The sequence below is a fragment of the Agromyces sp. Leaf222 genome, assembly GCF_001421565.1.
Lineage (GTDB): Bacteria > Actinomycetota > Actinomycetes > Actinomycetales > Microbacteriaceae > Agromyces.
Window position 1 is genome coordinate 176,277 of sequence record NZ_LMKQ01000003.1, and the last position, 10,144, is coordinate 186,420.

General features: G+C 70.7%; 8 protein-coding genes. 2 read left to right on the forward strand and 6 right to left on the reverse strand.

The annotated features are described in order from the left end of the window. Positions 1 to 8: 8 nt before the first annotated feature. The 6 genes from ASE68_RS18235 to ASE68_RS18260 are packed head-to-tail and all read right to left on the reverse strand — an operon-like array spanning position 9 to position 6,171. Positions 9 to 863, reverse strand: a complete 855-nt coding sequence (locus tag ASE68_RS18235; protein WP_082462490.1) for an ABC transporter permease — start codon at positions 861 to 863, stop codon at positions 9 to 11. After that, positions 863 to 1,801 (reverse strand): ABC transporter ATP-binding protein, encoded by a 939-nt coding sequence (locus tag ASE68_RS18240; protein ID WP_055862900.1) that lies wholly within the window; start codon positions 1,799 to 1,801, stop codon positions 863 to 865. The genes ASE68_RS18235 and ASE68_RS18240 overlap by 1 nt, the downstream gene beginning before the upstream one ends. Beyond that, positions 1,798 to 2,796, reverse strand: a complete 999-nt coding sequence (locus ASE68_RS18245) for an ABC transporter permease (protein WP_235481173.1) — start codon at positions 2,794 to 2,796, stop codon at positions 1,798 to 1,800. Before ASE68_RS18245 ends, ASE68_RS18240 begins: the two co-directional genes overlap by 4 nt. Then, positions 2,793 to 3,809, reverse strand: coding sequence for a TIGR03842 family LLM class F420-dependent oxidoreductase (locus tag ASE68_RS18250; protein WP_055862903.1), 1,017 nt, complete (start codon positions 3,807 to 3,809; stop codon positions 2,793 to 2,795). The genes ASE68_RS18245 and ASE68_RS18250 overlap by 4 nt, the downstream gene beginning before the upstream one ends. A 44-nt stretch (positions 3,810 to 3,853) precedes the next feature. Next, positions 3,854 to 5,290 (reverse strand): dihydropyrimidinase, encoded by a 1,437-nt coding sequence (hydA, locus tag ASE68_RS18255; protein ID WP_055862905.1) that lies wholly within the window; start codon positions 5,288 to 5,290, stop codon positions 3,854 to 3,856. Between the two features lie 32 nt (positions 5,291 to 5,322). Beyond that, positions 5,323 to 6,171, reverse strand: coding sequence for a nitrilase-related carbon-nitrogen hydrolase (locus ASE68_RS18260; protein ID WP_055862907.1), 849 nt, complete (start codon positions 6,169 to 6,171; stop codon positions 5,323 to 5,325). A gap of 261 nt (positions 6,172 to 6,432) precedes the next feature. On the opposite strand from ASE68_RS18260, the gene ASE68_RS18265 reads away from it, so the two are divergent. Both ASE68_RS18265 and ASE68_RS18270 read left to right on the forward strand, forming a co-directional pair. Further along, a complete protein-coding gene (locus tag ASE68_RS18265; RefSeq protein ID WP_235481183.1) occupies positions 6,433 to 7,842 on the forward strand; it encodes a PLP-dependent aminotransferase family protein in 1,410 nt (469 codons plus the stop codon). A 72-nt stretch (positions 7,843 to 7,914) separates the two neighbouring features. Next, entirely contained in the window at positions 7,915 to 10,107 is a 2,193-nt protein-coding gene (locus tag ASE68_RS18270; protein WP_055862912.1) for a bifunctional lysylphosphatidylglycerol flippase/synthetase MprF, read from the forward strand. The last annotated feature ends 37 nt before the right edge of the window (positions 10,108 to 10,144 follow it).

The following is a 10,144-nucleotide window of genomic DNA, read 5'->3' on the forward strand; positions in this document are numbered from 1 at the left end:
GAAACGGCTCAGTGCGAAACGGTGGTGCTGGTGGTGGAGCGCGTGCTGGTGCTGGTGGTGCGGGTTCCGGTGGTGCGGTCGGGGGTGGTGGTGCGGGTTCGGAGCACGAGTCGCTCGAGCAGGAGCGTCGCGAGGTAGAAGAGCAGGCCGAGGGCGATGGATGCCACGACGTAGGCCCAGGCGCGGGCGTAGGCGCTCGAGGCGGCCGACGTCGAGATGAGGCTTCCGAGGCCGCCTCGGGGTCCGCCGAAGTACTCGGCGACGAGGGCCGAGATCACGGCGAGTGAGGAGGCGATGCGGATGCCCGTGAGGATGAACGGCCTGGCCGTCGGCAGCGTGAGCGTGCGCAGCACCTGGCTGGGTGTCGCGGCGTAGGCGCGCATGAGCTCGCGATGCACCGGCGTGGTCTGCCGGAACCCGCGCAGCGTGTTCACGAACACCGGCACGAACGAGGCGATCGCGGCGATCGCCTGGCGGCCGAACTGGCTGTCGGCCCCGAACATCGAGTTCAGCACGGGCGCCAGCGCCACGATCGGCACGACCGCGAGCGAGGCGATGACGGGCGCGCTCATCTGGTCGACCACACGCCACCTCGCGGCGAGCGCGGCCAGGGCGATGCCGAGCAGCGATCCGACGACGAGGCCGATGAGCGCGTTCGTGCCGGTGATGATCGTGGCCGACACGATCGAGTCCCACGAGGCGACGAGCTCCTCGACGATCGAGGCGGGGCTCGGCAGCAGGTAGTCCGAGACCCCGACGACGCTCACGAGGAACTGCCAGAGGCCGAGCACGATCGCGCCCACCGTGATCGGCGCCACGATCCGCAGCGTCGTCTCGGCGCGCGGGCTCAGGTGCGCGGTCATCAGCGCGTCTCCACTCCGCGCGCGCCCATGGCGACCGGGGCGCCGTGCAGTGCCTCGCGCACGGCGGTGACCATCTCGAAGAACGAGCGGTCCTCGCGGAGGCCGTCGGTGCGTGCGGCGCGCGCCGCGCCACCGGTCGTGGCCACCGTCGTCGCCTGGGACACGCCGACAGCCGACCCCGCCGCCGCCGACCCGAGCCGCATGGGCACGATCTCGCGGATGCGGCCGGGCCGCGGCGACATGACGACGACGCGGTCGCTGAGGAACACGGCCTCGGGGATCGAGTGCGTGACGAACACGACGGCGGCTCCGGTCTCGGCCGAGATGCGCACGAGGTCGGACTGCATCTTCTCGCGCGTCATCTCGTCGAGGGCGCCGAACGGCTCGTCCATGAGCAGCAGCCGCGGCTGCTCGGCGAGCGATCGGGCGATCGCGACGCGCTGCTGCATGCCGCCCGAGAGCTGGTCGGGGTAGCGGTCGGCGAAGTCGGCGAGTCCGACCATGTCGAGCAGCTGCTCGACCTTGGCCTTGCGATCGGCGGATGCCACGCCGTGCAGCTCGAGCGGCAGTGCGACGTTCGCGGCGACCGTGCGCCAGGGCAGCAGCCCGGCCTGCTGGAACGCGATGCCGTACTCCTGGTCGAGGCGCGCCTGCGCCGGCGTCTTGCCGAACACCGTGATCGCACCGGCCGACGGCGCGTCGAGGTCGGCGATGAGGCGCATGAGCGTCGACTTGCCGCAGCCGCTCGGACCGATGAGCGACACGAACTCGCCCGCCGCGACCTCGAGGTCGATGCCCTCGAGGGCGTGCACCTGGCCGCCGCGCGTCTCGAACACCTTGTCGACGGCCTTCACCTCGACGGCGGTCACGCCGGCAGCGGGCGCCGATGGAGCGGTGGCCGGGGTCTCAGGAGCGGCAGCGTTCTCTGGAGCACTCATGCGGCTTCCTCCGTTCGTCGGTAGTTCTTGAGGATCACGCCGAGGAGCGCGACCGAGCCGGCGGCGACGAGGCCGAGCACGATGGCGCCGAAGATCGGCCCCCATGCCTTCGCCGGGTCGCCGGAGGCCTGCCCGGCGAACTGGATGAGCAGGCGGCCGATGCCGCCCTGCAGGCCCGTGGAGACCTCGGCCACGACCGCGCCGATGACGGCGTTCGCCGCGCCGAGCCGCAGCGCGGGCAGGAGGTAGGGCACGGCCGCGGGAAACCGCAGCTTCGCGAGCGTCGCCCAGTAGCCGGCCGCGTAGGTCTGCATGAGCTCCTCGTGGATGCGGTCGGGCGACTGCAGTCCCTTCAGGGCGCCGATCGCGATCGGGAAGAACGCCAGGTAGCTCGCGATGAGCGCGACCGACATCCAGTCCTGCCACTCGAACGAGCCGATCTCGACGCGCGAGCCCCAGCTCTTCACGATCGGCGCGAAGGCGATGAGCGGCACGGTCTGGCTCAGCACGATCCACGGCAGCAGGCCCCACTCGGCGAGCCGCCACCGCTGCATCACGAGCGCGAGGCCGACGCCGACGACGACGCCGACCAGCCATCCGGCCGCGGCGATGCCGAGGGTCGTGAGCGCCGCGAGCAGCACGACGAGCCAGAGCGCCTGCGCCGACGGGGAGCGCGTCACGGGCTCGCCGAGCCGCCCGATCATGTCCCACACGTGCGGCATCGCGAGATCGGTCGTGCGCGGCAGCACGCGGGTCTCGCCGATGAGCACGCCGTCGGCCGGCGCGAGCAGCTTGTAGCCCTCCCACAGCACGACGAGCAGCACGACGCCGAAGACGCCCCAGCCGACCGCGGCGAGGCGCCGACGGGCGACCGGGCCGCCGCGCCGCGCACCGCCGGCAGACCCCTTCGACCCCGGAGAGCGGATGCCGCGCCCCGGCGTCGCGCCCGCGGCATCCGCCATCGGGCTGGGGTCGCGCAGGTCGACGTCGGTCATGCCTTGGCCGTGATGTGCTCGGAGAGCGCGGGGATCACGGTCTCGCCGTAGACCCGCAGCGTCTCCTCCTTGTTGTCGTGCTGGAGGTAGCCGGCGAACTGGTCGACGCCGAGCTCGCGCAACTGCTCGAGCTTCGCGATGTGCTCCTCGGCCGTGCCGAGGATGCAGAACCGGTCGACGATCTCGTCGGGCACGAACGAGGTGTGGGTGTTGCCCGCACGCCCGTGCTCGTTGTAGTCGTAGCCCTCGCGGCCCTTGATGTAGTCGGTCAGCGCCTCGGGCACGTCGCCGTGCATGCCGTACTTCGCGACGATGTCGGCGACGTGGTTGCCGACCATGCCGCCGAACCACCGGCACTGGTCGCGCATGTGCTCGAGGTCGTCGCCGATGTACATGGGCGCGGCGACGCAGAACTTGATCGACATCGGGTCACGGCCGGCCGCCTCGGCGGCATCGCGCACGGTCTTGATCATCCACTTCGCGATGTCGACGTCGGCCAGCTGCAGGATGAAGCCGTCGCCGACCTCGCCCGTGAGCTTGAGGGCGAGCGGGCCGTAGGCGGCCACCCAGACCTCGAGCTCGGAGCCCTTCGACCACGGGAACTGCAGCTGGGAGCCCTTGTACTCGACCGACCGCGAGTTCGCGAGCTCGCGGATCACGTGGATCGACTCGCGAAGCTCGGACATCGTGACCGGCTTGCCGTTCGTGACGCGCACGGCCGAGTCACCGCGGCCGATGCCGCAGATCGTGCGGTTGCCGTACATCTCGTTGAGCGTGGCGAAGATCGACGCCGTCACGGTCCAGTCGCGCGTGGCCGGGTTCGTGACGAAGGGGCCGACCTTGATGCGGTGCGTCTCGCTCAGGATCTTGCTGTAGATGACGTAGGGCTCCTGCCACAGCAGGTGCGAGTCGAAGGTCCACGCGGTGCTGAAGCCGTACTGCTCGGCGAGCTTGGCGAGGTGCACGGTGCGCGAGGCGGGCGGGTTGGTCTGCAGGACGACGCCGAAATCCATGGGGGGCTCCGTTCGAGGGTGGGGAGAAGCGGGTGTCGTCCGGGTCAGATGAGGTACTGGCTGAGGCCCCGCTTGAGGTACTTCCCGTCGCCCTTGGCGCCGAGGTACTGATCGCCGTCGACGACGACCTTGCCGCGCGAGAGCACGGTGTCGACCTTGCCGTCGATCTCGTAGCCCTCCCACGCCGAGTGGTCCATGTTCATGTGGTGCGTCTTCTCGTAGCCGATCGACGTGTGGCCGTTCGGGTCGTAGACGACGATGTCGGCATCCGCCCCCGGCTGGATCACGCCCTTGCGTCCGTAGAGGCCGAACATGCGGGCCGGCGTCGTCGACGTCAGCTCCACCCAGCGCTCGAGGGTGATCTCGCCGGTGACGACGCCCTGGTACATGAGGTCCATGCGGTGCTCGATCGAGCCGATGCCGTTCGGGATCTTGCGGAAGTCGCCGAGTCCGAGCTCCTTCTGGTCCTTCATGCAGAACGGGCAGTGGTCGGTCGAGACCATCTGCAGGTCGTTCGTGCGCAGCGCCTGCCACATCGAGTGCTGGTGGCCCTCGGCGCGCGAGCGCAGCGGCGTCGAGCACACCCATTTCGCGCCCTCGAACGAGCCCCATTCGGGTCCGGATGCCCCGAGCTGGTCTTCGAGCGAGAGGTAGAGGTACTGCGGGCAGGTCTCGCCGAACACGTTCTGGCCCTTGTCGCGCGCCCAGGCGAGCTGCTCGACGGCCTGCTTCGCGCTCACGTGCACCACGTAGAGCGGAGCGCCCGTGAGCTTGGCGAGCATGATCGCGCGGTGGGTCGCCTCTTCTTCCATCTCCCAGGCGCGGGCGAGGCCGTGGTAGTACGGGTCGGTGTTGCCGGCGTCGACGAGCTGCTGGGCGAGCACGTCGATGGCGGGGCCGTTCTCGGCGTGCATCATCGTCATGAGGCCTGTGTCGCGCGAGACCTGCATGGCCTTCAGGATCTGCGCGTCGTCGGAGTAGAACACGCCCGGGTAGGCCATGAAGAGCTTGAAGCTCGAGATGCCCTCGTCGGGCAGCCGCTTCATCGCGGCCAGGGAGTCGGCGTTCACGTCGCCGACGATCTGGTGGAACCCGTAGTCGATGGCACAGTTGCCCGCGGCCTTGTCGTGCCAGGAGGCGAGGCCGTCTTCGATGCGCTGCCCGTACGTCTGCACGGCGAAGTCGATGATCGACGTGGTGCCGCCATGCGCGGCCGCCCGCGTTCCGGTCTCGAAGGTGTCGGATGCCTCGGTGCCCCCGAACGGCAGCTGCATGTGCGTGTGCGCGTCGATGCCGCCCGGGATGACGTACTTGCCGGTGGCGTCGATCACGCGGTCGACGGATGCCGCGACATCCGTTCCGAGCAGGGTGCTGCCGGGGGCGAGCACCGCGCGGATCGTCTCGCCGTCGATGAGGACGTCGGCCGCCGCGCGCCCGGTGGCGCTGACGACGGTGCCGCCGGTGATGAGGGTGGTGGTCATGATTCGCTCCTTCGCGTCTCGTCGCGCTCGGGTTACGGCTTCGCGATCTGGGCGTAGGAGTCGGGGCGCCGGTCGCGGTAGAACTGCCAGTCGTCGCGCATCTGCTGCACCATGTCGAGGTCGAGGTCGCGCACGAGCAGCTCCTCGTCGGTGCCGGAGCCGCGCTCGCCGACGAAGTTGCCGCGCGGGTCGATGACCTGGCTCGTGCCGTAGAAGTCGACGGCGAGGTCGCCGTACTCGTTGTCCTCGCGGCCGACGCGGTTCGGCTGCAGCACGAAGTAGCCGTTCGCGACGGCGGCGCACGGCCCTTCGACCTCCCACAGGCGGTTCGACAGCCCGGGCTTCGTGGCGTTCGGGTTGAAGACCATGTGCGCGTCGTTCAGGCCGAGCTCGCGCCATCCCTCGGGGAAGTGCCGGTCGTAGCAGATGTACATTCCGACGCGGCCGACGGCGGTGTCGAAGACGGGGTAGCCGAGGTTGCCGGGGCGGAAGTAGAACTTCTCCCAGAAGCGGTCGAGGTGCGGCAGGTGGTGCTTGCGGTACTTGCCGAGGATCGTGCCGTCGGCGTCGACGAGCACCGAGGTGTTGTAGTAGACGCCCGTCTGCGCCTCTTCGTAGATCGGCAGCACCATCACGGTGCCGAGCTGCTTCGCGAGGTCGGCGAAGCGCTGCACGATCGGGCCCTCTGCGGATTCGGCGAAGCGGTAGTACTTCTGGTCCTGCGTGATGCCGAAGTACGGGCCGTAGAACAGCTCCTGGAAGCACACCACCTGGGAGCCCTGCGCCGCGGCATCCCGCGCGAACTGCTCGTGCTTGTCGAGCATCGACTCCTTGTCGCCGGTCCACGTGGTCTGCGTGATGGCCGCTCTGACGATCGTCATGAAGATTCTCCTGAGTCGTGCGGCGCCATTGCCGTGCACTCGAGGATCGCCTGGCGTGGTGCTCGTGTCAGGTGTTCATCGGGTGCTGCTGCGACGCCGAGATGTACCGATTGAACTGCCGGTGGAACTGCCGAACGGAATGCCGAGGACTGGGCTCGTGACCCGTTCTGTTATTGTTCGGCTTGAACATTTCTCTTCTGTTTCACTCTGTGACGCTGTGGTTAAACATCCTGTCCCTTGCACCGTGTGGAGGCAATGGTGGTGTCAGGTATTCGTGTGGACGCCGAACGACTGATCGACCTCGCCGACTTCTCCGACGCGTCGCCCCGAGCCATCGCTGGGGAGGTCGCCCGGCTCGTGAACGGCGGCGACCTCGGAGCCGGCGATCGCCTGCCGACCGTGCGCGAACTCGCCGCGGCCATCGGCGTGAGTCCGGCGACGATCAGCCAGGCATGGCAGGCGTTGGCGCGCGCCGGCCTCATCGAGAGCCGCGGTCGCGCCGGCAGCTTCGTGCGCGGCGCGGCATCCGCCCGCCTCGCGCCCCGCATGCGCGGCATGGCGGCCCCCGACGACCCAGTGCGCCTCGACCTCTCACGCGGCACGCCGGACCCCCTGCTGCTGCCCGCGCTCGGGCCCGCGCTCTCGCGCGTCTCGGCGAAAGCCGAGACCGGCAGCTACCAGGCCGAGCCCGTGATCCCGCAGCTCGCGCGCGTGCTGCGCGACTCCTGGCCGAGCGACGCCGAGGCGATCATGGTCGTCGACGGCGCCCTCGACGCGATCTCGCGCACGCTCGAGCAGGTCGTGCGATTCGGCGACCGGGTCGTCGTCGAGAGCCCCGGCTTCCCGCCGTTCCTCGACCTGCTCGAGGTGCTCGGCACCGTGCCCGTGCCCGTGCGCCTCGACGAGCACGGCATGCGGCCCGAGTCCCTCGCCGCCGCGCTGCGCAAGCGCCCCGTCGCCGTGCTGCTGCAGCCGCGCGCCCAGAACCCGACCGGCGCGTCCATGACGCCCGCCCGCGCCGAGGCACTCGCCCGCACGATCGAGGCGGCCGAACGCGTCGACGACCTCGTCGTCATCGAGGACGACCACTCGGGCCTCATCTCCATCGAGGGCGACGTCACGCTCGGTACCTGGCTGCCCGACCGGGTCGTGCACGTGCGCAGCTTCTCGAAGTCGCACGGACCCGACCTGCGCATCGCCGCCCTCGGCGGCCCCCGCGACCTGATCGAGCACATCGCCGGCCGCCGCATGCTCGGCCCCGGGTGGACCTCGCGCATGCTGCAGACGATCCTGCTCGACCTGCTCGTCGACGGCACGGCCATCAACACCGTCACCGAGGCCCGGCGCCAGTACTACACGCGGCAGCGCACGCTCGGCGACGCCCTGCGATCCCGCGGCGTCGCAGCCGTGCCCGCCGACGGCATCAACCTGTGGATGCCGGTGCTCGGCGAGCGGTCGGCGCTCGTGCAGTTGGCGGCGGCCGGCATCCGCGTGGCGGCCGGCACGCCGTTCCTCGCGGCATCCGATGCGACGGATGCCGCGAACGGCATGCGCCAACGGGCCGGAGGCGACTTCGTGCGCGTCACCGTCGGCGCCGTGCGCGCCGCGGCCGACGAGGTCGCCGACGACCTCGCGTCGGCCGCGACGCACCTCGTGGCGGGCGGCTACTGAGCTCCGACTGCCGCGCGAGTGAGGCGCTGCGATAGTCTGCCCCCAAAGCGCGGTCGCATGGGGGGAGTCCAGATGACCGACTCGACGAACACGGTGCAGGGCGGGTCATCCGCCGCCGTGAAGGACACCGACCAGGCGCGCAAGCGGCCCTCCGCCGCCGACGCGGCCGACGCCTCGCCGGCGACCCCGACGCCCGCGCGGCGGGCGCTCCGGCTCCTCGCGCGGGTGCCGTTCACGCTCGTGCTGCTGGCGACGCTCGTGATCGTCGGCATCCTGGTCGGCGGCTTCACGGCGCCGATCACCGACGCGGACTGGTACGAGACGTTCGCCTACGGCGTGCCCTCGTTCGCCGACGGTCGCTGGTGGACGACGCTGACCGGCACGTTCCTCGTCGCGCAGCCGTGGGGCTACCTCGTGCTCGTGCTCACGGCCCTCGGCGTCGGCTGGCTCGAGTTCCGGCGCGGCACCGGCCGGGCCGCCGCCTACTTCTTCGGCGGTCAGGCGATCGCCATCATCGGCTCCGCGATCGTCATCGCCGGCTTCGCCGAGATGGGGTCGCACTGGGCCGAGGCGCTCGTCACCCAGGTCGACGTCGGCCCCTCGGGCGGCGTGTTCGCGTGCATCACCGCCGCCGCCGCGAGCCTCGGGTCGCCGTGGCGCGGCCGGGCCCTGCTCGTGCTGACGGCGTTCACGCTCGTGAGCGTGCTCTTCCTGGGCACGATCGCCGACGTCGAGCACGCGATGGCGGTCGGCATGGTGCTGCTCATCAACGCCGGCTCGTTCAGCAAGCCGACGCTGCGCGAGCAGCGCTGGGTGGCGTTCGTCATGATCGTCGCGCTCATCGTCGTGCAGCTCATCGCCTCGATCGTGCCGACGTACGGTCCGTTCGGCATGACGCAGGTGGGCGGCATCGACGTGCTCGACGTCGTGATCGACCTGATCATCGTGGTCGTCGTCGCGACCGGCCTCCGCGGCGGGTACCGCGCGGCCTGGGTCGTCGCCGTCATCCTGGCCGCGTTCAACGTGCTGGCGGGCGCGCTCTCGGTCTTCATCATCGCCCACCCCGACCTGTTCGACGGCAGCACCGACTACGACGACCGCGAGGGGCTCGCGTTCGCCGCGGCATCCGGATTCCTGTGGGCGGTGATGCTCGTGTGGCTCGTGGTGTGCGCGCGGGCGTTCCGCGCCAGGCTCCGGCGACGGCTGACCGGCGACCGCGGTGCCGACCGCCCTGGCGCTCGCCTCGACGAGGTGCGGCACGTCGTGCAGACGGCCGGCGGCGGCGCCCTCTCGTGGATGGCGACGTGGCGCGACAACCGGCACTACTTCGGCTCGGACACCGGCACGGTGGTCGCCTATCAGACTCACCAGGGTGTCGCGCTCGTGCTCGGCGACCCCATCGCCGAGCCGGAGAAGCTCGGCGAGACCCTGACCGAGTTCATCGACACGGCCGAGCGCGCCGGCTTCGTGGTGTGCGTGTTCGGCGCGGGGTCGGCGGCGCGCGATGCGATGCCGACGGGCTGGCACGCCCTGCAGGTCGCCGAGGACACGATCGTCGACCTGCCCAGCCTCGAGTTCACGGGCAAGAAGTGGGGTGCGGTGCGCACGGCGCTGAACCGGGCCGACCGCGACGGGGTGCGGTTCCGGTTCGCCTCGCTCGCCGCCGAGCCTCGCGCGGTGCGCGCCCAGATCACGGCGATCTCCGAGCAGTGGGTGGGCGACAAGGGCCTGCCCGAGATGCGCTTCACGCTCGGGTCGATCGACGAGGCGCTCGATCCCGCGGTGCGCATGGCGATCGCCGAGTCCGCCGACGGCACCGTGCAGGGCTTCCTGAGCTGGCTGCCCGTGTACGCGCCCGGCGGCCGCATCCGCGGATGGACGCTCGACCTCATGCGACGCCGTGACGGCGGCGGGTTCCCGCCCGTCATGGAGTTCCTCATCGGGTCGTCGGCGCTCGCCTTCCGCGACGAGGGGGCGGAGTTCCTCTCCCTGTCGGGGGCGCCGCTCGCCCGAACCGACTCGCCCGACGACGAGCGCCAGATCGAGGTCATCCTCGACAAGCTCGGCGGCATCCTCGAGCCGGCCTACGGGTTCCGCTCGCTGCACCGGTTCAAGCAGAAGTTCAACCCGCGCGGCGAGCCCATGTACCTGCTCTACCGCGACGGCGCCGACCTCGCCCGCATCGGCGTCGGGCTCGTGCGCGCGTACCTGCCCGACGCGTCGGTGCCGCAGCTCGTGCGCGCGGGCCTCTCGATCGGCAAGTAGGCGACCGCCCGTCTTCGGGCATCGCCGGTCGGGGCTC